The organism is Bradyrhizobium sp. WBAH42 (assembly GCF_024585265.1).
Classification (GTDB): Bacteria; Pseudomonadota; Alphaproteobacteria; order Rhizobiales; family Xanthobacteraceae; genus Bradyrhizobium.
This window is the reverse complement of sequence record NZ_CP036533.1, coordinates 3,625,089-3,650,392: the sequence shown is the minus strand read 5'-3', so window position 1 is coordinate 3,650,392 and position 25,304 is coordinate 3,625,089. Positions and strand designations below refer to the sequence as shown.

20 protein-coding genes are annotated in these 25,304 nt (G+C 65.9%); 6 read left to right on the top strand and 14 right to left on the bottom strand.

Annotated features, from left to right (window positions below):
• Positions 1-186: 186 nt before the first annotated feature.
• The 14 genes from DCG74_RS17035 to hpaR form a co-directional block, all read right to left on the bottom strand.
• Positions 187-1,398 carry an ABC transporter substrate-binding protein gene (locus DCG74_RS17035; protein WP_172784112.1) on the bottom strand — a complete coding sequence of 404 codons (1,212 nt, stop codon included), beginning with the start codon at positions 1,396-1,398 and terminating at the stop codon, positions 187-189.
• Positions 1,399-1,521: 123 nt separating this feature from the next.
• A complete protein-coding gene (locus DCG74_RS17030; protein WP_172784111.1) occupies positions 1,522-2,097 on the bottom strand; it encodes an HdeD family acid-resistance protein in 576 nt (191 codons plus the stop codon).
• Positions 2,098-2,224: 127 nt separating this feature from the next.
• A complete protein-coding gene (locus tag DCG74_RS17025; protein ID WP_172784110.1) occupies positions 2,225-3,748 on the bottom strand; it encodes an FAD-dependent oxidoreductase in 1,524 nt (507 codons plus the stop codon).
• A 27-nt stretch (positions 3,749-3,775) separates the two neighbouring features.
• Positions 3,776-4,402, bottom strand: coding sequence for a GTP cyclohydrolase I FolE (gene folE / locus DCG74_RS17020; RefSeq protein ID WP_172784109.1), 627 nt, complete (start codon positions 4,400-4,402; stop codon positions 3,776-3,778).
• 169 nt (positions 4,403-4,571) lie between these two features.
• Positions 4,572-5,465, bottom strand: a complete 894-nt coding sequence (locus tag DCG74_RS17015; RefSeq protein ID WP_172784108.1) for an alpha/beta fold hydrolase — start codon at positions 5,463-5,465, stop codon at positions 4,572-4,574.
• Between the two features lie 117 nt (positions 5,466-5,582).
• On the bottom strand, positions 5,583-6,410 hold the full coding sequence (locus tag DCG74_RS17010) for an HD domain-containing protein (protein ID WP_172784107.1): 828 nt from the start codon (positions 6,408-6,410) through the stop codon (positions 5,583-5,585).
• Positions 6,411-6,662: 252 nt separating this feature from the next.
• A complete protein-coding gene (locus tag DCG74_RS17005) occupies positions 6,663-7,541 on the bottom strand; it encodes a transglutaminase family protein (RefSeq protein ID WP_172784106.1) in 879 nt (292 codons plus the stop codon).
• Positions 7,538-10,063 (bottom strand): circularly permuted type 2 ATP-grasp protein, encoded by a 2,526-nt coding sequence (locus DCG74_RS17000; protein ID WP_172784105.1) that lies wholly within the window; start codon positions 10,061-10,063, stop codon positions 7,538-7,540. The genes DCG74_RS17005 and DCG74_RS17000 overlap by 4 nt, the downstream gene beginning before the upstream one ends.
• 26 nt (positions 10,064-10,089) lie before the next feature.
• Positions 10,090-13,359, bottom strand: coding sequence for a DUF2126 domain-containing protein (locus tag DCG74_RS16995; protein ID WP_172784104.1), 3,270 nt, complete (start codon positions 13,357-13,359; stop codon positions 10,090-10,092).
• A gap of 278 nt (positions 13,360-13,637) precedes the next feature.
• On the bottom strand, positions 13,638-14,942 hold the full coding sequence (locus DCG74_RS16990; RefSeq protein ID WP_172784103.1) for a methyl-accepting chemotaxis protein: 1,305 nt from the start codon (positions 14,940-14,942) through the stop codon (positions 13,638-13,640).
• On the bottom strand, positions 14,920-15,441 hold the full coding sequence (locus tag DCG74_RS16985) for a PAS domain-containing protein (RefSeq protein WP_172784102.1): 522 nt from the start codon (positions 15,439-15,441) through the stop codon (positions 14,920-14,922). Before DCG74_RS16985 ends, DCG74_RS16990 begins: the two co-directional genes overlap by 23 nt.
• Positions 15,442-15,612: 171 nt before the next feature.
• A complete protein-coding gene (locus DCG74_RS16980; RefSeq protein ID WP_172784101.1) occupies positions 15,613-17,136 on the bottom strand; it encodes a UxaA family hydrolase in 1,524 nt (507 codons plus the stop codon).
• A gap of 174 nt (positions 17,137-17,310) precedes the next feature.
• Positions 17,311-18,087 carry an HpcH/HpaI aldolase/citrate lyase family protein gene (locus tag DCG74_RS16975; protein ID WP_131867264.1) on the bottom strand — a complete coding sequence of 259 codons (777 nt, stop codon included), beginning with the start codon at positions 18,085-18,087 and terminating at the stop codon, positions 17,311-17,313.
• Between the two features lie 115 nt (positions 18,088-18,202).
• The gene (gene hpaR / locus DCG74_RS16970) at positions 18,203-18,721 is read right to left on the bottom strand and encodes a homoprotocatechuate degradation operon regulator HpaR (protein WP_172784100.1); all 519 of its coding nucleotides are present in this window, start codon (positions 18,719-18,721) and stop codon (positions 18,203-18,205) included.
• Positions 18,722-18,832: 111 nt separating this feature from the next.
• On the opposite strand from hpaR, the gene hpaH reads away from it, so the two are divergent.
• From hpaH to DCG74_RS16940, 6 genes are all read left to right on the top strand, one after another.
• Positions 18,833-19,639: a 2-oxo-hept-4-ene-1,7-dioate hydratase gene (gene hpaH, locus DCG74_RS16965; RefSeq protein ID WP_172784099.1), complete on the top strand. Its 807-nt coding sequence runs from the start codon at positions 18,833-18,835 to the stop codon at positions 19,637-19,639.
• A 28-nt stretch (positions 19,640-19,667) separates the two neighbouring features.
• A complete protein-coding gene (locus DCG74_RS16960) occupies positions 19,668-20,066 on the top strand; it encodes a 5-carboxymethyl-2-hydroxymuconate Delta-isomerase (RefSeq protein ID WP_172784098.1) in 399 nt (132 codons plus the stop codon).
• Positions 20,059-21,597 carry a 5-carboxymethyl-2-hydroxymuconate semialdehyde dehydrogenase gene (hpaE, locus tag DCG74_RS16955; protein WP_172784097.1) on the top strand — a complete coding sequence of 513 codons (1,539 nt, stop codon included), beginning with the start codon at positions 20,059-20,061 and terminating at the stop codon, positions 21,595-21,597. Before DCG74_RS16960 ends, hpaE begins: the two co-directional genes overlap by 8 nt.
• Positions 21,598-21,721: 124 nt before the next feature.
• Positions 21,722-22,705 carry a 3,4-dihydroxyphenylacetate 2,3-dioxygenase gene (gene hpaD / locus DCG74_RS16950; RefSeq protein ID WP_172784096.1) on the top strand — a complete coding sequence of 328 codons (984 nt, stop codon included), beginning with the start codon at positions 21,722-21,724 and terminating at the stop codon, positions 22,703-22,705.
• Positions 22,705-23,574 carry a fumarylacetoacetate hydrolase family protein gene (locus tag DCG74_RS16945; RefSeq protein ID WP_172784095.1) on the top strand — a complete coding sequence of 290 codons (870 nt, stop codon included), beginning with the start codon at positions 22,705-22,707 and terminating at the stop codon, positions 23,572-23,574. The genes hpaD and DCG74_RS16945 overlap by 1 nt, the downstream gene beginning before the upstream one ends.
• A gap of 26 nt (positions 23,575-23,600) precedes the next feature.
• Positions 23,601-25,229 (top strand): thiamine pyrophosphate-dependent enzyme, encoded by a 1,629-nt coding sequence (locus DCG74_RS16940; protein ID WP_172784094.1) that lies wholly within the window; start codon positions 23,601-23,603, stop codon positions 25,227-25,229.
• The last annotated feature ends 75 nt before the right edge of the window (positions 25,230-25,304 follow it).

Sequence of the window (25,304 nt, the reverse complement as noted above, 5' to 3'; positions counted from 1 at the left end):
CAAGGGGAGAGGGAGCACCGCCTCCTCGGCCGCCCCTCACGTCCCCTTCAGTCCTGCAGGGTGGGCAAAGCGAAGCGTGCCCACGCATTCTTTCGATCATCATTGATAGATGGTGGGCACGGCGCAAGGGCGCCTTTGCCCACCCTACGATTCTACGATTCCGAGTTCGCGGTGAGAGCCCCCGCCTCACGTCCCCCGCAACAGTTCGCTCGCCACCACCCAGTCATTGCCGTCGAACTGGAGCATGTAGCCGTCCTTGATCGGGCGGAAATCCTGCGGCGTGGTGTTGAGGGTGATGCCGGGCATCAGGAGCGACAGCGGCACATTCTTCAGGTTCGCCGCCTGCGCCATGATGTTCTCGCGCGTCAGATTGTCCCTGCATTGCTTCAGCAGCACCACCAGCGCCTCGGCGACGGTGTAGCCGTAGAGGCCGGCGACGTTGTTGATGTCGGCATTGGGCAGGCGCTTCTTCATGAAGTCGATATAGGCCGCCATCGCCGGATCGTCCTTCGGTGCCTCGACGAACGGCTTCAGCGCGCCGAGCGACAGCACCCCCTTGCCGGCCTCGAGCCCCGCCGGCACCATCACGGTGGCCTTGTTGGCGCAACCGCTGGCCAGGAAGCGCGTCGGCTGCCAGCCGACCTCGTGCGCCTTGCGGATCGCCTGCGCGCAGGCGCGCGGCGTCACCGAATAGATCATGAAGACGTCAGCCTTGGTGTTGGCGAGCGTCAGGACCTGGGAATCGACGGTGGGGTCGGCGACCTCGAAGCTCGACGCCATCGCGATCGCCTTGTCGGCGTCGGCACCGAGCGCCTCCTTGACGCCGCGAAGATATTCCTTGCCGGCGTCGTCGTTCTGGTAGAGCACCGCAAAGCGCGCATTCGGGTTCTTGGCGCGGGCATAGGCGACGTCGATCGCGGCCTCGCTGGTGTAGTTCGGCGCCCAGGGCAGCGCGATCGACCAGGGCATGTTGGCGGGATCGTTCCACTTCGAGGCCGAGCTGATCAGGAAGAGCTGCGGCACCTTGTTGCTGTTGAGATATTTTGCGATTGCCGAGCTCGGCGCGGTGCCCATGGTGGCGAAGATGAAGGCGACGCCGTCGCCTTCGACGAGGCGCCGCGCGGCTTCCATGGTCTTGGGCGGCGAGAACGCATCGTCGAGCGAGATCAGGTTGAGCTTGCGTCCGCCAACGCCGCCCTTCTCGTTGATCTCGTCGAAATAGGCGGAGATCACCCGTCCCGTGATGCTGAGCGGCGAGGCCGGGCCGCTATAGGGCATGGTGTTGCCGATCTTGATCTCGGTGTCGCTGACCCCGGGGCCGTAGGATTTTTGCGCCGAGACAGGGTCGGACAAGCAGGCGGCAGCCAGCGCTGCGGCCAGGGCCAAAGCGGCTTTCATGGTTTCTCCCCGGGTGAACATCGCCGCGCGAGACGATCGCGCGGCGTGCTGCTTGTTGTCAGCACGTTCAGCTCAGCGGAGTTGCGCAAGAGGGTCTTGCGTCGAGTTGCTGATGGCGTTGCGCTAGCCGCGCCGCTTCAAGGCAAAGCCCAGGCTGATCCAGCCGGCGCCGGCCATCATCAGATCGATACCGAGAAACAGGCCGAGGATATAGACGCTGTTCACCGGCCAGCGCGCCACGATCAGGAGGCCGAGCAGCAGCGTGATGGCGCCCGAGAGCGCGACCCAGACCCACGGGCTCTCGCGCTTCATGCTGAAGGCGAGAAACAGCCGGACCACGCCCGAGGCTATCAGCGACGCGCCCAGGAACAACGTCAGCAGGACTGCCGCGAATAGCGGGTTCGCGAAGGTCAGGAAGCCGGCGACGACATAGAGCACGCCGAGCAAGGCCCAGATCAGAAACTTGCCCCAGCTCTTCATCTGGAATGCGCCGATGATCTCCGTCACGCCGGCGACGATCATCATGGCGCCGACCACGATCACGCTCGCCACCGTCGCCATGACCATGCTGCCGAGCGCAACGAAGCCGGCGATGAGATAGACGACGCCGAGCGCAACGATCCAGCCCCATTTGCCGTGTAGCGCAGAGATACCCGAGCCGAGACCGGGATGACGGGACGCATCCGAAGCACTTGTCATGGGCCACTCCTGCATGCGAAGCCCGCGGGCACGCGCCAGGATAGCACGCCCCATGCCGGGACGACAGTCAGTAGAGCAGCCCCCACCTGCGGCAACGTTGACACAAATCAAGATCGAATTCGGCGCGTCAGCGGCGTGGCCGCTCCATTTCGAGCTCGGCCTTGAGATTGTCGAGATCGCGATAAATTGAAGCGACGGCAAGCACGCGACCGCCCTTGCGGTACTTCAGCAGGCAGTCCCTTCCCGAAATACTGCCGTCGATCGCGATGTCGTCGAAGTTTTCGGCGTGGCCGACATAGTTGATCGGCACGTCGTAGTGCTGGCTCCAGAAGAACGGCACCGCATCGAAGCGCTCGCGCCTGCCGAGCATGTTGCGCGCCGCGGTCTGCCCCTGCCGCTCCGCCACCACCCAATGCTCGACGCGGATGGTCTGCCGCGAGTGCGAGTCAGGCCAGCGGGCAATGTCGCCGGCCGCGAAGATGCCGGATACACTGGTCTCCAGATATTCACTCACGCTGACGCCACGATCAGCCGCCAGTCCCGCCTGCTCGGCGAGCGCAAGGCGCGGCTTGACGCCGATGCCGACGACGACGAGGTCGGCCTCGATGATGGCGCCGCTTTTCAGCGTCGCGCGCAGGCCATCGAGATGGTCGACGGTGTCCTTCAGGTGGAAGATCACGCCGTTCTCTTCGTGCAGCGACCGGATGAAGTCGCCCATCTCGGCGCCGAGCACCCTCTGCATCGGCCGCTCCTCCGGCGCGACCACGTGCACCTCGATCTTGCGCGCCCGCAAGGAGGCGGCGACTTCGAGGCCGATGAAGCTGGCGCCGATCACCAGCGCGCGCCTCGCACTCCCTGCGGCCTTGATGATGGCGCGGCTGTCGGCGACGGTCCGCAGGGTGTGAACATGCGGCTGGTCCGCGCCCGGAATCTGCAGCTTGACCGGCTCGGCGCCGGTCGCGAGCAGCAGCCGATCGAATGGGAGCTTGTCGCCATTGCCCAGCGTCACACTGCGCGTCTTGAGACCGATGGCAGCGACGTCGGTGTTGAGCCTGAGATCGATACCGGCGTCCCGGTAATAATCCTCGCCGCGCAACGGCAACCAGTCCTCCGGCGCGTTGCCCGCGAGGTAGTCCTTGGACAGGTTGGGCCGGTCGACCGGCATCGCGCCGTCATTGCTGAGCATGGTGATGGCGCCGGCAAAACCCTCACGCCGGAGCGTCTCGGCGGCAGCGAAGCCGGCAGCACCGCCGCCGACAATGACGAATTTGTCGGGCGTTGCCGCGCTGCGATGTGCAGCCGGCGGCTTCGGTGCCTCGCGCTTGCGCCGAACGATGATTTTGTCCCGATCGCGCTCGACCTCCCACACCGCCAGCGCATTCAATGCCGGCGGACGACTGGCTTCGCCCGTGCGCAAGGAGAAGCAGGCATGATGCCAGGGACAGCGGATGCTGTCGCCCACCACCAAGCCGTCGGCAAGCGGGCCATGATAATGGCTGCAGGCCGGCTCGATCGCAAAGATCTCGCCGCCGGCTTGCACCAGCAGAACGTCGTCCTCGCCGACGTGACCGAGCAATTTGCCATCCTTGAACGCGGTCAGCGACACGCCTTTGCTCAGGTCGGGTCCGCTCGGCTTGTTGTCTTCGGCCATGGCAAACGCCTCCTTGCGCGCGCGGGGTTAATCGTCCGAATTGGCGAGCCCCAGCAGTTCCTGGCGCGTCAGCGCACTGTCGCGGAACACACCCAGCATGCGGCTGGTGACGAGATCGGTCCCCGGCTTGTGCGCACCGCGCGTGGTCATGCAATGATGCGTCGCCTTGATGATGACGCCGACGCCTTCGGGCTTGAGCACGTCGTTGATGGTATTGGCGATCTGCGCGGTCATCTTCTCCTGGATCTGAAGCCGTTTCGCGTAGACGTCCACCACGCGCGCAAGCTTGCTGATGCCGACGACGCGCCCCTGCGGAATATAGGCGACCCAGGCGCGACCGACGATCGGCGCCATGTGGTGCTCGCAATGGCTCTCGAAGCGAACGCCGCGCAGCACGATCATCTCGTCATAGCCTTCGATCTCCTCGAAGGTCTTCTGCAGGATCTCCGTCGGGTCCTGCGCGTATCCGGAAAAATACTCCTCGAAAGCGCGTGCGACGCGATCAGGTGTCTCGCGCAAACCGTCGCGCGCCGGATCATCGCCGGCCCAGCGGATCATGGTCCGGATCGCCTGCTCGACCTCCGCTTTGTCCGGCCGATCGGACGGCGCCTGCGCCACCGCGACACGTTCCAGCTTGCGCACTGATGACTTCATCAAGATCCTCCCTGCAACGATCCCGCCTATGGAAGCGGGCCCACAGCTTGGACGGCTGCAATCGGAAAAGGTTCCCGCAGATCAGGGAAATTTGGGGAACGGGGTCGTTGGCCCAGCGCCAGCGCGCCATAGCCTCAGGTGAGGAGCGCCGAAGGCGCGTCGGCGCTGCCTATGACGCAGTCGCTTTCCGGACGTCGATCACGGCCTGCGCCCATTCGGCGGGCCGCTCCTGCGGCAGGTTGTGACCGGCATCGGTGAAGACGCGGCGCTCGAAAAATCCCTCGAACTTGCCCGCGTGGTGGGCGGTGCCGGGATTGACGCCGTCGCTGTCGCCGTCGATCGCAATGGTCGGCACACGGATCGGCGGCTGCGCGGCGAGCTTTGCCTCTATTCCCGCATAGGCGGGATCGCCCGCCACCAGCGCATAACGGTGGCGGTAGGAGTGGATCACGACGTCGACGAAGTCAGGATTGTCGAACGATGCAGCGCTCGTCTCGAACGTCGCGTCGTCGAATGTCCATTTCGGCGACCACATCGTCCAGAGCTGACGCGCAAAGCCGCGGCGGTTGCGCTCCAGCGCGCGGCGGCCGCGCTCGTTGTGGAAGAGATATTGATACCAGAGCGCCGCCTCCTCCGGTGGCGAAGCCGGCTCCATGGATCGGGCGATGTTCTGGATGTTGTAGGAATTGCCGGAGACGAGACCGATCACGCGCTCCGGATGGAGCGCCGAGACCACGCAGGCGGCGCGCCCTCCCCAATCATAGCCGCCGACGATTGCGCGCTCGATACGAAGCGCATCCATGAAGGCCAAGAGATCGGCGCCGAGCGCCGCCTGCTCGCCGGAGCGCAGCGTTGCAGTGGAACGGAAACGCGTCGGCCCATAGCCGCGCAGCCAGGGCACCAGCACGCGTGCGCCGGCCTCAGCAAGGATCGGCGCGGTCTCGGCATAGGCGTTCACGTCATAGGGAAAGCCGTGCCCCATGATGCAGGGCCAGCCGTCCGGCGCACCGTATTCGCGATAAGCGATGTCGAGGATATCCGTGGTGATGGTTTTTTGTTGCATGATTTGCTCACGGTATTGGGGCCAGCTAGCCTGGATGGAGCGTAGCGCAAGCCGGGACGCCAGCATCCGCGAATGCCGGATTTCGCTTTCGCTCCATCCGGGCTACGAGAGCCCGATCTACTTCTGCGGACCGGACAGCGAGATGTCGCGTTCGGCGCGGAACACGTTGCTGTAGAGATTGGCGATCCATTGCCGGCCAATCTCGGTCTTGTTGAGATAGCCGATCTCGGTCTGGATGTGCGGTGCGACGCTGTTCCAATAGAATTGCGGGTAGCGGTTCACGATGTCGGCGGGCGAGTCGTAGCCGAGCTGGCGGTTGATGCCGACCTCCTCGAACTCGTAATAGAGCGCATTGGCCTTGCGCAGATAATTGGGATCGCCGAGCTGGCCGATGAAGTCGGCCGCACGCAGGATCGAAGCTTCGTCGTCATAGTCCTGGCCCTGCTGAGCGGGGAACCTTGTGCCTTCGATGGCACGGGCGACGCGTTCCGGATCGAGTCCCGGAATATGCCGCAGTCGCCGCGTCACGTACAATTTCGATCGATCGACGTGATACATCATCAGGCTGGCGTCGGATGCACCCCGCGGCAGGGAAACCTTGGTGCCGGCCGCGTCGACCAGAAAGCCGTCCTCATCGTCCTCCTCGAACAGGCCTCGCACATAGCCGATGTCGTGAGCGAGGCAGGCGATCAGGACGTGGACGTAATCCTCGGCCGACAGATGGGTATGAAGACTTCGGCCGCGGAGGATCGCCTGGGCTGCCAGCGTCACCAGCATCGTATGCTCGATGTTGTGATAGAGCGCATCGCTGTTGCCGATACACTCCATCGCGGTGCGGGTCGCACTCTCCACGATGCTCGCGGCAGTTTCATCGAACCGGCGACGCAGGAACTTGCCGAGGAATTCCTCCAGGGATTCGGCCGCCAGTCTCGGTAAGGTTATCATGGATGCAGCCCCGTCCGCCGCTGGTGTCCCATGCCGTCTCCCGACGTCTCATTCTTGTCCTCGACGCAGCGGGGAGCATAGCCCATCTTGGGCCGGGTAACCAAACGTCGGGGACGAAAATACGAAAATACCGCGTCGTTTCGCTGCGCAACATCACGGTTGCGGCCACAGTTTAACACAACCCAAAGCAGCCGGAAAGCCGCTGCCGCCGCTCGGGGCGCGGCACCGCAGGGAATTGGACGCGCGGGCCGGCTACTCCACCTGCAGCACGTCGACGGCGACGGCGAGCTTCTGCTTGGGCGAGCCGACGATGATGCCGTCGACCGGCGAGACGTCGGAAAAATCGCGCCCCATTGCGAGCACGATGTGATCGTTGCCGATGAGGAGATCGTTGGTCGGATCGAGATCGATCCAGCCGAGCTCGGCCCCGCACCACAGCGACACCCAGGCGTGGGTGGCGTCGGCACCTTGCAGCCGCGGCTGGCCCGGCGGCGGAATGGTGCGCAAATAGCCGCTGACATAGGCCGCGGGCAGGCCGAGCCCGCGCAGCCCGGCAATCATGACATGGGCAAAGTCCTGGCAGACGCCGTGACGCTTGTCGAAGACCTCGTCGAGCGGCGTCGAGATCACGGTCGCCTTGGGATCGTAACGGAATTCGCCGCGGATGCGTCGCATCAGGTCGACGGCGCCGGTGAGGATGCCCGCGCCGGGCGGAAAGCTCATCCCGGCATAGGCGCTGACCGGGCGCAGCACCGGCACCAGGGGGCTGGCAAAGACATAGCCGACCGGCGAGGACGGCCCGAGGCTGGTTGCTTCGAACGCGATGTCGCGAATGCTCTCCCAGGGCGGGCTGACCGCATCGCGCGCCGGCGGCCGGCGCGAGATCGAAACCCGCGAGCGCGAGTCAATGCGCAGGTTGCGATGCGCGGCTTCGATCACCACGCTCTCGGTCAGCGTGCCGAAGAAGTCGCGCCGCACGTTACGCTCGGACGGGCGGGGATGGATCTCGACCTCGTGCGAGATCAGCTCCTGGCCGCCGCCGCTTCTGGGCTCCAGCCGCAGCGTGCAGCGGGCGAAGCTGACGGGATTCTCATACTCGTAGGTGGTGACGTGACGGATGTCGTAGATCACGCCAGCCCCGTCAACTTTTCCGGCCGGGCGGCATTGGGGCCATGCGGGAAGTAGTGCTGCCCGATCGCCTCGGCGAGGCTGAGCAGATCCTGCTCCAGCGCGAACAGCGTCTTGACCTCGAGCTTCTCGGCCTCCGCGGTCGCGAGCATCGCCTGCATCGCCACGGCGAGACGCTGTGGCTTCTCGATCAGGCCGTGCTCCTTCAGGCTCGGCAGCGCGGCAATGTGCTCGTTTAGCGTCGTCACCTGAAACGCCACCGAACGCGGATTGTAGCCGTCGAGCACCGCGAGGTCGCGCACCGGGGCCAGGATCGGCGCCAGCAGATAGCGCGAGCGGTAGGTGATCTGGCAGTCCACCAGCGTCAGCAGGATGTCGAGATCCTCATCGCCGGCCTCGTCATAGGCGAACTGGCGCGTGAAGCGCGTGGTGTTGATGGCGCGCTCGACGCGGCGGCCGATGTCGAGGAACCGCCAGCCGGCGGCGCGGTTCATGTTCTCCTGCGCAAGGCCTGCGAAGCTCGCCAGCTCCTGCAACGTCAGCTCGGCCGCGCTCAGCACGCTGTCGTCGTCCTCGACCTCGTAGGCGAGACGCTCGGCCATTTCCGTGATCACCTGCCAGGCATCGGGCGACAGCCGCTCGCGCAAGGAGGTCGCGGTGCGCTGCGCCGCGCGCACCAGCGACAGGGCCGAGCCGAAACGCTCCGCGCTCTGCAGCGCTTCGGCGACGATGCGTCCCGCGGCCGTGCGCGAGGATTGCGAGACCGCGCCCCAGGCCACCAGCAGGCGCTGGATGCGTTCGGCCGATTGCGCCGAGGCCGCCGTGCCCTTGTTGGGCCCGCTCGGCGAACCAAGCGCACGCACCAGGCGCAGCGTCGCCTCGGCGCGCTCGAGGTAGCGGCCGAGCCAGAACAGATTGTCGGCGGCGCGGCTCGGCAGCACGCCGGCGATGCGGCGGATGCGGACCTTGTCCGTCGCGGGCAGAAGCGTCGCGGTCGCGACCTGCTTGTTGGAGACGACCCAGACGTCGGCGGCGCGCGCGCCGTCGCCCATCGACACCGCGCGCGCGTCCGGCTGCTCGGCGATCCGGCAGAAGCCGCCGGGCATGATGGCCCAGCCGTCCGGTGTTGCGGCGGCAAACACGCGCAGCACGAAGGGGCGCGGCGTGATCTGGCCCTGCTCCCACACCGGCATGGTCGAGAGCCGCACCACCTCCTGGCCGACATAGTCCATGCCGCGCGCGCTGATCGCATCGATCAGGCGCTGCCGTCCGCCCGCGTCGAGCTCGCTCGCGAGCACCGGGCCAAGCGAGTCGAAGCCGGGAACGCCGCGGCGATAGGCGCCTTCGATCGCAACTTCGTCGAGCCGCGCCAGCACCTCGTCGCGCGCCACGCGTTGGCCGCACCACCAGGTCGCGATGTGCGGCATCTTGAGGTCTTCGCCGAGCAGGCGGCGGCTCAGCGCCGGCAGGAAGCCGAGCAGCGCCCGCGCCTCCAGGACGCCCGAGCCCGGCATGTTGGCGACGACGACGCCGTCCTTGCGCAAGACGTCGATCAGGCCGGGCACCCCGAGATGTGAGGAGGCATCGAGCTCGAGCGGGTCGAGCGAGTTGGAATCGACCCGGCGCAAGAGCACATCCAGCCGCTTCAGGCCGGCGACGGTACGGATGTGGACGCGGTTGTCGCTGACCGCGAGGTCGTCGCCCTCGACCAGCAGGAAGCCGAGATAGCGCGCCAGCGTCGCATGCTCGAAATAGGTCTCGCTGAAGCTGCCGGGAGTGAGCACGCCGATGCGCGGCTCGTCGCGATCGGCGCGCGCGCGAAGACTGTCGCGGAACGCCTCGAAGAACGGCGCGACACGCGGCACGTTCATCGACTTGTAGAGATCGGAGAAGGCGCGCGACAGCACCAGGCGATTTTCCAGCGCGTAGCCCGCGCCTGATGGCGCCTGGGTGCGGTCGCCGAGCACCCACCAGCGGCCGTCGGGCCCGCGGCCGACATCGGCGGCATAGATCGACAGATAGCGTCCGCCCGGCGGCGGCACGCCGCAGACGGGACGGAGATATTCGGGACTGCCGGCGATCGCCGCAGCCGGGAGCGCGCCTTCCGCCACGAGGCGCCCCTCGCCATAGATGTCGCGCAGCACGCGCTCGAGCAGCTCGGCGCGCTGGGTGATGCCGGCGCAGAGCTGCTGCCAGTCGGCTTCATCGATCAGAAGCGGCAGGTGGCTGAGCGACCAGGGCCGGTCGGCGCTGTCGCCGGGCGCGCGGTAGGTGACGCCCGCCTCGCGCAGGTGACGGTCGGCCATGCCGAAGCGCCGCTCGATCTCGTCGGGCGCCAGCGCGCCGAAGGCGTCGAAGAAGCGGCTCCAGACCGCGCGCGGGCTGCCGTCCGGGCTCAAGAACTCGTCGGGGATACCGGGCAGCCGGCTATAGTCGCGGACCCATTGCGCGAGGCGGCGCTGGCCGTCACGTTGGCCTTGCGCCTTTCCCGCCTTGTCGTCCTGCTCGGCTGCGCCCTCGGCCATGCGCCTCTCCCTGCCCACCATCATACTCATTGCAGGAGCGGGGTCCGCAAGTCGAGGGTCAGCGGAAACTCATTTGTGCGTTCCTCGGGCGGCGGCTGCATCGGACCCGGGGTGTGGCCGTGGTCCTGGAAGCGCGCCAGCCGCCGGGCCTCGGCCTCGTAGGTGTTGACCGGCTTGGTATCGTAATTGCGCCCACCGGGATGGGCGACGTGGTAGACGCAGCCGCCGAGCGAGCGGCCGTTCCAGGTGTCGATCAGGTCGAAGGTCAGCGGCGCGTGGACGGGAATGGTCGGGTGCAGGCCGGATGCCGGCTGCCAGGCCTTGAAGCGGACGGCGGCCACGGCCTCGCCGGAGCGGCCGGTCGGGGTCATCGGCAGGCGGCGCCCGTTGCAGGTGACGACGTGGCGGCCCTCGACGAAGCCTTCGGCCTTGACCTGGAGCCGCTCGACCGAGCTGTCCACATAGCGCACGGTGCCGCCGGCCGAGCCCTCCTCGCCGAGCACGTGCCAAGGCTCCAGCGCCTGGCGCAGCTCCAGCGTCACGCCGCCATGATGGACGCGGCCGAAAGCGGGGAAGCGGAATTCGAGCTGGGCCAGATACCATTCCGGCTCGAACGGATAGCCCGATTGCTTGAGCTCGCCGAGCGCGTCGAGAAAATCGTCCCAGATGAAATGCGGCAGCATGAAGCGGTCGTGCAGCGCGGTGCCCCAGCGCACGAACTTGCCGCTCAGCGGCTCGCGCCAGAGCTTTGCGATCAGCGCGCGGATCAGGAGCTGCTGTGCCAGCGACATGCGCGGGTCCGGCGGCATTTCGAGCGCGCGGAATTCGACGAGGCCGAGCCGCCCCGTGGGCCCCTCCGGCGAATAGAGCTTGTCGATGCAGATCTCGGCGCGGTGGGTGTTGCCGGTGATGTCGACGAGCAGATGCCGGAACAGCCGGTCCACCAGCCACAGCGGCGTCTGATAGCCCGGCGGCGGCACGTGCGAGAGCGCGATCTCGAGCTCGTAGATGCTGTCGTGGCGGGCCTCGTCGATGCGCGGCGCCTGGCTGGTCGGCCCGATGAACAGGCCGGAGAAGAAGTAGGACAGCGCAGGATGGCGCTGCCAATACAGCACCAGGCTCTTCAGAAGATCGGGCCGGCGCAGGAACGGCGAATCCTGCGGTGAGGAGCCGCCGACCACGACGTGATTGCCGCCACCGGTGCCGGTGTGACGGCCGTCGACCAGGAAGCGGTTGGCGCCGAGCCGGACCTTTGCCGCATCCTCGTAGAGGCCGGTGGTGATCTCGACCGCATCGCGCCAGCTCTTCGCCGGCTGGATGTTGATCTCGATGACACCAGGGTCGGGCGTCACCTTGATCACCTCGATGCGCGGATCGAACGGCGGCGGGTAGCCCTCGACATGGACCTGTAGCTGCATCTCCTCGGCGGTGGCTTCGAGCGCGGCAACGAGTTCGAGATAGTCCTCGATGCGCTCGACCGGCGGCATGAAGGCGCAGAGCACGCCGTCGCGGACTTCGACCGACATCGCGGTGCGCACCGGGACGGAGGTGTTGAGATGCTCAGGCGCGGCCCGCGGCGGGGATTCCGGACGCGCGGCGAGCGTGAACACCGGCAGCTTGCCGCGCGCCTCCATCGGGTCCTGCTCGACGATGTAGGGATATTGGTTGGGCGGGACGTAACCGAGCGACCCAATCGGCAGGCGCAAACCGAGAGGCGAATCGCCGGGCATCAGGAACAGATGGTTGCGCCGGAGTTGCCAACGCTCGCTGCGCCAGCGCGGCGGCGCGTTCCAGCGCTGCACCGGCAGCACGAAGCCACGCGGTGCGTTGAGACCCTCGTTGAACACGCGTGCCATCCGCGCGCGGGCTTCCGGATCGGATAATTTGGAATCGGAGGGATCGACGTTGACGGGAAGCTCGGCCTCCTTCTGGAGCCAGTACGCGGTGTCCTCATAAGCCGGCATGATGTAGCCGGCATCGAGGCCGAGCCGGGCCGCCGTGCCTTCCATGAAGGCCTCGGCGTCCTTCACCTCGGCACGGCGCGGATTCTCGATCTTGGCGATGAGGTCGGAATTCTTCCAGATCGGCACGCCGTCCTTGCGCCAGTACAGGCCAAACGCCCAGCGCGGCAGGCTCTCGCCCGGATACCATTTGCCCTGGCCGTAATGCAGCAGTCCGCCCGGCGCGAAGCGCGTGCGCAGACGGCGGATCAGATCGTCGCCGAGCGCGCGTTTGGTCGGGCCGACGGCCTCGGTATTCCACTCGCCCGCCTCGAGATCGTCGACCGAGACGAAGGTCGGCTCGCCGCCCATAGTCAGGCGCACGTCCTGGGCGGCGAGATCGCCATCGACCTGCTCGCCGAGATCGTTCAGCCGCGCCCAGGATTCGTCGGAGAACGGTTTTGTAATGCGCGGCGCCTCGCGGATGCGCTTCACGCTCATGTCGAAGGAGAACTCGACCTCGGCAAAGCCGGCCCCTCCCGAGATCGGCGCCGCCGAACGGTAGTGCGGCGTGGCTGCGACCGGGATGTGCCCTTCGCCTGCGAGCATGCCCGAGGTCGCGTCGAATCCGATCCAGCCTGCACCCGGCAGATAGACCTCGGCCCAGGCGTGCAGATCGGTAAAATCGTTCTCGACTTCCGGCGGTCCCTCGATCGGATCGATGTCGGGACGGATTTGGACCAGATAGCCGGAGACGAAGCGGGCGGCGAGCCCGAGATGGCGCACGGTCTGGATCAGCAGCCACGCGGAATCGCGGCATGAGCCTGCGCCGGAGACAAGCGTCTCCTCCGGCGTCTGCACGCCCGGCTCCATGCGGATGATGTAGCGGACCTTCTTCTGGATTTCGCGGTTGAGGTCGACCAGGAAATTGACGGTGTTCGGGGCCTCGTGCGGGATCGTATCGAGGAACTTGGCGAACAGGCGATCGGGCTTGATGGTCTCGAGGTACGGCGCGAGCTCCGTCTTCAAATCCTTGGGATAGTCGAACGGAAAGCTGTCGGCATAGGGCTCGACGAAGAAGTCGAACGGGTTGACCACGGTCATCTGCGCCGTGAAGTCGACCTCGAATTTCAGCTCGGTGGTCTTCTCCGGAAAGACGTAGCGCGCCAGCCAGTTGCCCTGCGGGTCCTGCTGCCAGTTCACGAAATGATTTGAAGGCGTGACCTTGAGCGAATAGCTCAGGATCGGCGTGCGGGTATGCGGCGCCGGCCGCAGCCGGATAGTCTGCGGTCCAAGGTCGATCGGGCGGTCATATTTGTAGTGCGTGACGTGGTGTAGCGCGACGTAGATCGACACGGGGTGCGGTGCTCCAGCAGCTTTTTTGAGCAGAACACCTGAGGACAGCGCGATCAAGCACTAACAACGGGCACAGGGTGCCTAGGTAAGGTGCGGGGCGGGTGATTGTGGGCGCCTTTCTTCCTTCTCCCCTTGCGGGAGAAGGTGGCGCGAAGCGCCGGATGAGGGGTATCTCTCCAGTCGCAAGATCGGTCGTGAGGAAAGAGACCCCTCACCCGTCTCGCCGCTTCGCGGCGAGCCACCCTCTCCCGCAAGGGGAGAGGGAAAGAGAGAGCGCGTTACGCCGCAGACGTCAGCCTTTGCAAAAACTGGGTCACCTCGCGGCGGAGTATCTCGACTTCGCCGTGGACGCGCTCGGAGGCGTGGTTGACGCGAACAGCGACGCGGCCGGTGTCGGCAGCGGCTTCGCTGATGCCTGTGACGTTGGAGGACACCTGCGAGGTGCCGGCGGAGGCTTCGTGAACGTTGCGGGCGATCTCGCGCGTCGCCGCCCCCTGCTGCTCGATCGAGGCCGCAATCGAGGCGGTGATGCCGTTGATTTCGGCGATGGTCTGCGCGATCGCCTCGACGGCCGCGACCGAATTGCTGGTCGATTGCTGCATCTCGCCGACCTTGGCGCTGATCTCCTCGGTCGCCTTGGCGGTCTGGTTGGCGAGGCTCTTGACCTCGGAGGCCACCACCGCGAAGCCGCGGCCGGCCTCCCCTGCGCGGGCCGACTCGATGGTGGCGTTGAGCGCGAGCAGGTTGGTCTGCGAGGCGATCTCGCTGATCAGCTTGACGACGTCGCCGATCTGCATCGCGGCGTCCGCAAGGCTCCGGATCTCGCTGCCGGCGCGATTGGCTTCGTTCACCGCCCGCCCCGTGCTCGCGGTCGAGCCGGCCACCTGGCGGTTGATTTCGGCGATCGACGATGCGAGCTGCTCGGCGGCGCTGGCGACGGTGGCAACGTTGCGCGAGGCCTGGTCGGAGGCAGAGAGCACGCCGGAGGTCTGCAGGCTGGTCTTCGCCGCCGCCGCCGCCATCTGGCCGGCGTCGGATTCGAGATCGGTCGCGGCGCCCATCAGCGTGCCCGCAACCTGGTCGAGATGCGTGCCGAACTGCCTGGCGAGATCCGCGATCTCGACGACCCTGCGGCCGAGGCTGTCGGTGCCGGCATTGATGACGGTGGCCGAGCGGCGGAACGAGCCAGGCAATCCGCGCGCCAGGATCTTGCGGAAATGCTTGCCGTGGCTGGCATACTCCATCGAGGCCGAGGCTTCGCGCTGGAACGCATCGGTGATGTCGAGCATGTCGTTGACGGATTTCTGGATCGCCCCGATCCGCCCGGCCTGCCGCTCACTGAGGATGCGCGCCTCGAGATCGCCGCCCGCCGCCTTGCGGCACACATCGGCGACCTCGTCGACGGCAACCGCGGTGCGGTGCTGACACCAGACGGCATAGCCGGAGAGCGCGATCGTCGCGCCAAGCAGAGCGGCACTCGTGATCCCGGTCATGCCGAGAAGAGAGAGAACGAACGCGACGACGGCAAGACCACACGCGAGCGCGGTCGCTCCCTGCGCCTTAGAGAGAGAGCACAAACTCATCGTAACCGACACCCTGTTGCTTGAGCAGCCCGATCATCGCCTCGAAGCTTGCCTGCATGCCCTCCTTGGCATTGGCATGCCGCGCCTCTTCGGCGCACAGCGTCTTGTAGATCGGCTTGATGCGCTCGATCTGCGCGGGATCCGGCTTGCGACGGTTGGAGTGATAGCCGACGATGTTGCCGCGCTCGTCGAACGTCGGCGTGACGTGGGCGAACACCCAGTAATGACTGCCGTCCTTCGCCAGGTTGACGACGTAGGCGAAGATCTCCTGCCTGGACTGCAGCGTGTCCCAGAGCAGCTTGAAGACGGCGCGCGGCATGTCGGGATGGCGGATCAGGCTGTGGGGCGCGCCCATCAGCTCGGCGTAAGAATATTTCGCCATCCGGATGAAGACGTCGTTGGCGTAGGTGATGCGGCCCTTGAGATCGGTCTTGGACACGATCAGCTCCTTCTCGCCGAGGAGATTTTCCACGCCAGTCGGCCGTATCGCATTCGTCATCGTTGACGAATCCTGTCGAAGGGCAGCGCCCCTCGAAGGGTAGCCCGCATCACCTCACGAATACGGTGCGAAATGTTAATCCCGAGTGACCGCGGAAACTCCTGCGGTCATATGACACCTACGTATGAGTACGTAGGTGTCGGCATCCTGCAGCGGGGTGCATCAGCACCATCACATCGTCGCGCCCAGCACCCAGGGCGCGAACTCGGCGCCGCCGAAATCAAAGCTCTCGCTCTTGGTCGGCTGACCCGAGGCAGTCTTGAGGATGAGCTCGAAGATGCGCTGGCCGCATTGTTCGACGCTCTCCTCGCCTTCGAGGATGGTGCCGCAATTGACGTCCATGTCCTCTTCCATGCGCTTGTACATGGGCGTGTTGGTGGCGAGCTTGATCGACGGCGCCGGCTTGCAGCCGAACACGCTGCCGCGGCCCGTGGTGAAGCAGACGAGGTTGGCGCCGCCGGCGACCTGTCCGGTCGCGGCGACCGGATCGTAGCCGGGCGTGTCCATGAACACGAAGCCCTTCTTGGTGACGGGCTCGGCGTAGCGCAGCACCTCGACGAGGTTGGTGGTGCCGGCCTTGGCCATCGCGCCGAGCGACTTCTCCAGGATGGTGGTGAGGCCGCCGGCCTTGTTGCCGGGGCTGGGATTGGCGTTCATCTCGGCGCCTTCGCGCGTCGTATATTCGTCCCACCAGCGCATGAGGTCGACCAGCTTCTCGCCGACCTCGCGGCTGACGGCGCGGCGCGTCAAGAGATGCTCGGCGCCGTAGGTCTCCGGCGTCTCCGACAGGATCACGGTGCCGCCGTGACGTACGATGAGATCGCTGGCCGAGCCGAGCGCAGGATTGGCCGAGACGCCGGAATAGCCGTCCGAGCCGCCGCATTGCAGCGCCACGGTGAGCTCGCTCGCCGGCACCGTCTCGCGCTTGACCTTGTTGGCGTCAGTCAGCGCCTCGCGCACGAAGGCGATGCCGGCCTCCACTGTCTTGCGGGTGCCGCCGACCTCCTGGATGTCCATCGCGCGCAGGCGTCCGGCGAGCTTCTGCTCTTCCATCAGGCCTCCGATCTGGTTCACCTCGCAGCCGAGGCCGAGCACGATGACGTGGGAGAAATTGACGTGCCGCGCATAGCCGCCGAGGGTGCGGCGAAGCAGCGCCAGCGGCTCGTTCTGCGTCATGCCGCAGCCGGTCTTGTGGGTCAGCGCGACCACGCCGTCGACGTTGGGGAAGTCGGCGAGCGGATTGTCGCCGGTGAACGGATTCTTCTTGAAGACGTCGGCGACGAGGCTCGCGACATGCGCGCTGCAATTCACCGAGGTGAGGATGCCGATATAGTTGCGCGTGGCGACGCGGCCGTCCGGACGGCGGATGCCTTCGAAGGTCGCCGGCAGGTCGAAATTCGGCGTCGGCTTGACGTCGACGCAATAGGCATAGTCCTTTGAGAAATCACCCATGCCGCAGTTCTGCACGTGCACGTGCTGGCCCGGCGCGATCGCTTGCGTGGCAAAGCCGATGATCTGACCGTAGCGCCTGATCGGCTCTCCTACCGCGATCGGCTTGATCGCGACCTTGTGGCCGGAGGGGATGCGATCGACCGTGCTCACGCCGTCGGCGACCAATGTTCCCGGCGGCAGGCTCGCGCGCGCGATCACCACGCCATCATCGGGATGCAGGCGGATGACGGGGCTGATGGTCATGGGAGTCTCCTTGGGGTCTCTTACTTCACCTCTCCCCGTTCTTACGGGGAGAGGTCGGATCGCGCAGCGATCCGGGTGAGGGGCAAGCCGCGCGTTCGATCGTTAGATTAGTCGTGTTGAGAGAGGCCCCTCATCCTGACCCTTTCCCCGTAAGAACGGGGAGAGGGAAAGAGTTCAAGCCTTGCCGCCCGAATCCTTGCGGGTCGCGTTCACCTGCATCTTGGCGTAGGTCGTCATCAGGCCGACCTCGTTCGACAGCGTCACCAGCTTGAAGCCCATGTTGATGGCGCGCGCTGCGCCTTCGGCGCCGCTGCAATGGATGCCCGGGTTGAGGCCGCGCTTGCCGCACTCCTTGATGATCTTGTCGTAGATCGCGAGGATCTCGGGCTCGCTGCGGTCGAGCTTGGGCTCGAGGCCGTAGGAGAAGCCGAGATCGGACGGTCCGATATAGACGCCGTCGATGCCCTCGACGTCGAGGATGGCTTCCATGTTCTCGACTGCGGTCCGCGTCTCCATCATCGGCAGCAGCACGATCTCGTCGTTGGCCGTCTTCTGATAGGAGCCCGCGGTGCCGTACATGCCGGCGCGGATCGGGCCGTTGGAGCGCACGCCCTTGGGCGGATATTTCGAATAGGAGACCAGGTTCCGGGCTTCCTGCGGCGTGTTGACCATCGGGCAGATCACGCCATAGGCGCCGCCATCGAGCACCTTGCCGATGATGCCGGGCTCGTTCCAGGGCACGCGGACCATCGGGGTGATCGGATGCTTGTCCATGGCCTGGAAGCACTGCACCATCGAGAGATAGTCCTGCACGCCGTGCTGCATGTCGACCGTGACGCTGTCGAAGCCGCATTGCGCGATCATCTCGGCCGAGAAGCCGGAGGGTATGGCAAGCCACGCGTTGACGACGGCCTTGCCCGACTTCCAGATCTCTTTGACTTTATTCGCCACGTTGCCTTTCCTTCCCTGTTGCTCTCACTCGCCGCGGATCGGGTTGGGCCGCACTTTGAGCGAAAAAAAGCGTGAATGTCCATGGCTCTCGCCGCGCACGCACGCATATCTGGTTTCACTCCTCGGCTATTGTCTCGTCCGCGCCTCCGAGCCCCGCAAGGCTCCGTTCGAGCTCGCCGAGCATCTCCTGCAATTCGGCGAGCTTGCGGGCGCCAAAGCGCCGCGTGATCTCGGCATAGATCGCCTCCGACGTCGGCGCGACCGACGCCATCAGCTTCAGCCCTTCCTTCGAGATCGAGACCATGCTGCGGCGCTGATCCGCTTTCGCGGTCTTGCGCTCGATCAGGTTGCGGGCCTCGAGATCGCGCAGGATGCGCGACAGGCTCGGCCCGAGCAGGAACGCGGTGCGCGCGAGTTCCGTGACCTCGACCGCCTCGATCGCCGCCAGCGCCCGCAGGATGCGCCATTGCTGCTCGGTCAGGCCGTGCTCGCGCAGCGAGGGACGAAACTGCCGCATCACCGCTTCCCGGGCCCGCAGCAACGACATCGGCAGCGAGCGCGAGAAATCGCGCATCGGCACCTGGCGCGCGGCCGGCGGGTGACCGTTGGCGGGATCGGCGGATTTCTTGGTCATGACGCCCTTTCAAGCCGCAAAACGTTTGCAGTGCAGCAAGTCGAATTTGTGTTTGACGCATTCACTTAACATGTTAAGTATCTCGCGGCACCACGATTTGTAAGATCACGCATGGCGCTTTCCAACGACGATATCCAGGCTTGCTCGAGGCGTCTGCACCAGGCGGAGAAAACCCGCACGCAGATCCGGCAGCTCTCGCAAGACTTCCCCGACATCACCATCGCGGACGCCTACGCGATTCAGAAGGCCTGGGTCGACGTCAAGATCGCCGAGGGGCGGGTGGTCAAAGGCCACAAGATCGGCCTGACCTCGAAGGCGATGCAGAGCGCGCTTGGCATTGACGAGCCGGATTCCGGCGTGCTGCTCGACGACATGTTCTTCGCCGATGGCGGAATCGTTCCGACCGAGCGCTTCATCGCGACGCGCGTCGAAGCCGAGCTCGCCTTCGTCATGAGCAAGCGCCTTTCAGGGCCCGACTGCACGCTATTCGACGTGCTCAACGCCACCGACTTCGTGGTGCCGGCGCTGGAGATCCTGGATACGCGCATCGAGCGCGTCGATCCCAAGACCAAGGCGACGCGCAAGATCTTCGACACCATCGCCGACAATGCGGCGAATGCCGGCATCGTGCTCGGCGGGCGGCCGATCCGCCCGCTGGATGCTGACCTGCGCTGGATCGGCGCGCTGTGCTTTAGGAACGGCCAGCTGGAAGAGACCGGCCTTGCCGCCGGCGTGCTCAATCATCCTGCGACCGCCGTGGCGTGGCTTGCCAACAAGATCGCGCCGCTTGGGCTGGCGCTCGAACCGGGCCAGGTTGTGCTCGCCGGCTCGTTCATCCGTCCGATCGAGACCCGCAAGGGCGACACAATCCAGGCCGATTATGGCGCCTACGGCTCGGTGAGCTGCTACTTCGCGTAAACGAAAGACGACAGGGAGTGAAACCGCGATGCCGCATTTCACCATCGAATATTCGGCCAATCTCGACGGCCGCCTCGACATCGCCGCGGTATGCGAGGTCGTGCGCAAGGCAGCCAGCGAGACCGGCATCTTCCCGCTCGGCGGCATCCGCGTTCGCGCTGTCAGGTGCGAGCATTATGCGATCGCGGATGCGCGGCAGGACTACGGGTTCCTGGACATGGTGCTGCGCATCGGCGAGGGCCGCGACCTTCCCACCCGCCAGAAAGCCGGCGAGCATGTTTTTCAGGCGCTCTCGAAGCATCTCGACCCCGTCTTCGCCGCCAGCAAGTTCGCTCTGTCGTTCGACATGCAGATCAACGACAAGGACACCAGCTGGAAGCGCAACAATATTCACGACGCCCTGAAAGCGGAGGCCGCTCATGGATAAGCCCACGCCGAAAGCCGATCTATTCCAGGCCAACCGCGACCGCGTCGCGCCGCTGCTGAAGACTCTGCGCGCGGACGGCATCGGCCACATGATCGACGGCAAGACCGTCGCCTCGATCTCAGGCGAGACCTTCGAGACCAGATCGCCGGTCGATGGTGCCGTGCTCGCCAGCGTCGCGCGGGGCAGTGCCGAGGATATCGACGCGGCGGCGACCGCGGCTGCGCTCGCGTTCAAGTCCTGGCGCGACATGGGGCCGGCGATGCGGAAGAAGCTGCTGCATCGGGTGGCCGACGCGATCGAGGACAATGCCGACGACATCGCGGTGCTGGAATGCATCGACACCGGCCAGGCCTATCGCTTCATGGCCAAGGCCGCGATCCGCGCCGCGGAGAATTTCCGCTTCTTCGCCGACAAATGCGCGGAGGCACGCGACGGCCTCAACACGCCGAGCGACGAGCACTGGAACGTCTCAACGCGCGTGCCGATCGGTCCCGTCGGCGTGATCACGCCGTGGAACACGCCGTTCATGCTTTCGACCTGGAAGATCGCCCCGGCGCTGGCCGCCGGCTGCACCGTCGTGCACAAGCCGGCCGAATGGTCGCCGGTGACGGCCTCTATCCTGGCGAAGCTCGTCAAGGACGCCGGCGTTCCCGACGGCGTGCTCAACACCGTGCACGGCTTTGGCGAGGAAGCGGGCAAGGCGCTGACCGAGCATCCCGCCATCAAGGCGATCGGCTTCGTCGGCGAGAGCGCGACGGGCTCGGCCATCATGATGCAGGGCGCGCCGACGCTGAAGCGCGTGCATTTCGAACTCGGCGGCAAGAACCCGGTGATCGTGTTCGACGACGCCGATCTCGACCGCGCGCTCGACGCCGTCGTGTTCATGATCTACTCGCTCAACGGCGAGCGCTGCACCTCATCGAGCCGGCTGCTGATCCAACAGAGCATCGCGGACAAGTTCGTGGCGAAGCTGACCGCACGGGTGAAGGCGCTGAGGGTCGGCCATCCCCTCGATCCCGCCACCGAGATCGGGCCGCTGATCCACGAGCGGCATCTGGCAAAGGTCTGCTCCTATTTCGACGTCGCGCGCCAGGACGGCGCCACGATCGCGGTCGGCGGCAAGGCCTATGACGGGCCGGGCGGCGGACATTATGTCGAGCCCACCTTGGTCACCGGCGCGCACGGCAAGATGCGCGTGGCGCAGGAGGAGGTGTTCGGCCCGTTCCTCACCGTGCTGCCGTTCCGAGACGAGGCGGACGCAATCGAGATCGCCAACGACATCCGCTATGGCCTGACAGGCTATGTCTGGACCAACGACGTCGGCCGTGCCTTGCGCGTTGCCGACGCGCTGGAGGCCGGCATGATCTGGCTGAACTCGGAGAACGTCCGCCATCTGCCGACGCCGTTCGGCGGCATGAAGGCTTCAGGCATCGGCCGCGACGGCGGCGATTACTCGTTCGACTTCTACATGGAAACCAAGCACGTCTCGCTGGCGCGGGGCACGCACAAGATTCAGAAGCTGGGAATTTGATTGTCATTCCGGGGCGCGCGGAGCGCGAGCCCGGAATCCATTCATCCACCAACTCTGCTGCGCGATGGATTCCGGGCTCGGCTCTGCGAGCCGCCCCGGAATGACAGGACCGAGGGGAAACGCAATGCCCGTACCGCAACACATCTTCGAGCCGCCGTTCAACATCATCCGCTCCAGCCACGTCGTGCTCGAGGTGACCGACCTGAAGCTGAGCCGCGAGTTCTACGAGACCATTGTCGGCCTCCACGTCGAGGACGCCGACGACAACGCCGTGTACCTGCGCGCCGCCGAGGAGCACCAGCATCACTCGCTGGTGCTGCGCAAGGCAGCCGTGCCGGCTTGCGCCCGGCTCGGCTTCAAGGTCGGCAACGACAAGGATCTCGACAAGGCCGCCGCTTTCCTGTCCGAGACCGGCCTTTCCTACGCCTTCGTCGATCAGCCGTTCCAGGGCCGCACGCTGCAATTCACCGACCCCTTCGGCTTCCAGATCGAGCTCTATGCTGCCATGGAGCGGCGGCCGCATCTCTTGCGCCGCTACGACCTCTACCGGGGCTGCCACCCGCAGCGGCTCGACCATTTCAACGTCTTCGCCGCCGAAGTGCAGGACACGATGGAATTCTACGCCCGGCTCGGCTTCCGCCTCACCGAATATGCCGAGGAGGACGGGCCGAATGGACGCATCGCCGCGGCCTGGATGCACCGCAAGGGCAACGTCCACGATTTTGCGATCACCAACGGCAAGGGCCCGCGGCTGCACCATTTCGCCTATTGGACGCCGACGGCGATGAACATCATCCATCTCTGCGATGTTATGGCCTCGCAGGGTTTTGTGAAGAACATCGAACGCGGCCCGGGACGCCACGGCATCTCGAACGCGTTCTTCCTCTATGTGCGCGATCCCGACGGGCACCGCATCGAGCTCTACACCAGCGATTATTTCACGGGGGATCACGACCATGAGCCGCTGCGCTGGTCGCTGCGCGATCCGCGCCGTCAGACGCTGTGGGGCGCCCCTGCCCCGCGCTCCTGGTTCGAACAGGGCTCGCCGTTCACGGGCCAGGCCGTGCGCGAGCCGAAATTCGTGGCCGATGTGCTGGTGGCGGACTGATGAAGTTGCCTCGTCTCGCCACTTTTTCCGTCAAGGGTGATGTCGGCTATGGCGCCGTCCTGGAGGGCGGCATCGTCGATCTCTCCGCCCGCTATGCCAAGACCTATCCGACGCTGCGCGAGGTGATCGCTGCGGGCAAGCTCATCAGCTTTGCCGAAGAGGCCGCCAGCCGCACGCCGGATCACGCGCTCACTGAGATCACCTGGCTGCCGCCGATCCCGGCGCCGGAGAAGATCATCTGCATCGGCGTCAACTATCCCGACCGCAATGCCGAGTACAAGGACGGTCAAGAGGCGCCGAAATATCCGAGCATGTTCATGCGCTCGCCCCGCTCCTTCGTCGGCCACGACACGCCGCTGGTGCGCCCGCGTGCCTCCGCGCAGCTCGACTATGAGGGCGAGATCGCGCTGGTGATCGGCAAGCAGGGCCGGCATATCCCCGAAAGCAGCGCGCTCGACCACATCGCCGCGCTCACGCTCTGCAACGAAGGCTCGGTGCGCGACTGGCTGCGCCACGCCAAGTTCAACGTGACGCAGGGCAAGAACTTCGATTCCAGCGGCAGCCTCGGTCCGTGGCTGGTGCCCTACACGAAGGAGTCCCAGGTCGCCGACATCCGCCTCACCACGCATGTCAACGGTGAGCTCAGGCAGGACGACCGCACCAGCCGGCTGATGTTTTCGTTCCGCTACCTCATCAGCTATATCTCGACCTTCGCAACGCTCGTTCCCGGCGACGTGATCGTCACGGGGACGCCGACCGGCGCCGGTGCGCGGTTCGATCCACCGCGATATTTGAAGCCGGGCGACGTAATCGAAGTTGCGGCCGAGGGCATCGGCTCTTTGCGCAACGGCGTCGTCGACGAGGCCTGACCAACAACCGAAATGGAAGTGCCAAAATGACCACCCTCACCGGCGGCGAAGCGATCGTAAGCGGGCTTGTCGCCCACGGCGTCGACACCGTGTTCGGCCTGCCCGGCGCGCAGGTCTACGGCCTGTTCGACGCCTTCCACCAGGCGCAGCTCAAGGTGATCGGCGCACGACACGAGCAGGCCTGCGGCTACATGGCATTCGGCTACGCGCGCGCCAGCGGCAGGCCCGGCGTGTTCAGCGTGGTGCCCGGCCCGGGCGTGCTCAACGCCAGCGCGGCGCTGCTCACCGCCTTCGGCTGCAACGAGCCGGTACTCTGCGTCACCGGCCAGGTGCCGACGCAATTCCTCGGCAAGGGCCGCGGCCATCTGCACGAGATGCCGGACCAGCTCGCGACCTTGCGCACCTATGTGAAATGGGCCGACCGGATCGAACATCCCGGCAACGCGCCGACAATCGTGTCGCGCGCGTTCCAGGAGATGATGTCTGGGCGGCGCGGTCCCGCCTCGGTCGAGATGCCCTGGGACGTCTTCACGCAGCGCGCGGCAACAGTGCCTGCGCAGGTGCTGGAGCCGCTGTCGGAGCCGCAGCCCGATCCCGATATGATCAAGCAGGCGGCAGCGCTGATCAAGGCGAGCAAGGCGCCGATGATCTTCGTCGGCAGCGGCGCGATCGAAGCGGGTGAGGAGATCCTCGAGCTCGCCGAGACGATCGATGCGCCCGTGGTCGCCTTCCGCAGCGGCCGCGGCATCGTCTCCAATGCCCACGAGCTCGGGCTCACCATGGCCGCCGCCTACAAGCTCTGGCCGACAACCGATCTGATGATCGCCATCGGCACCCGCGCCGAGTTGCCGGCCTCCGGCTTCCGCTGGCCCTATCAACCGAGCGGCCTGAAATCCATTCGCATCGACATCGATCCGGCCGAGATGCGCCGGCTCGCCGCCGATGTTGCAATTGTCGCCGATGCCAAGGCCGGTACGGCCGATCTCGTCGCGGCCGTGAAGAAGGCCGGCTACGCCAAGAGCCGCAGCCGACGCGAAGACATTCGCGAGGCCACCGCAGCAGCGCAAGCCGAGATCCAGCGCGTCCAGCCGCAGATGGCCTATCTCAACATCCTGCGCGAGGTGCTGCCGGCGGACGCAATCGTCACCGACGAACTGTCGCAGGTCGGCTTCGCCTCCTGGTACGGCTTTCCGGTCTACCAGCCGCGCACCTTCATCACCTCGGGCTACCAGGGCACGCTCGGCTCGGGCTTTCCGACTGCGCTCGGCGCCAAGGTCGCCAATCCCGACAAGCCTGTCGTCGCCATCACCGGCGACGGCGGCTTCATGTTCGGCGTGCAGGAGCTTGCCACCGCGGTGCAGTTCAACATCGGCGTGGTGACGCTGGTGTTCAACAACAACGCCTATGGCAATGTCCGCCGCGACCAGCGCGAACGCTTCGACGGCCGCGTCGTGGCCTCCGATCTCGTCAATCCGGATTTCGTCAAGCTCGCGGAGTCCTTTGGCGTGACTGCTGCGCGCGTCACCGCGCCGGAGCAGTTCAGGGCGGCAATGGAGAAGGCGCTCGGCCACGGCGGGCCGGTGCTGATTTCCGTCGAGGTGCCCAGGGATTCCGAAGTCAGCCCGTGGGCTTTCATTCACCCGCCGAAGCCTTAAACGAAGCGTCGTCGTTCCGGGACTCTTCCCTTCTCCCCTTGTGGGAGAAGGTGGATCGCTGACGCGAAGCGGCAG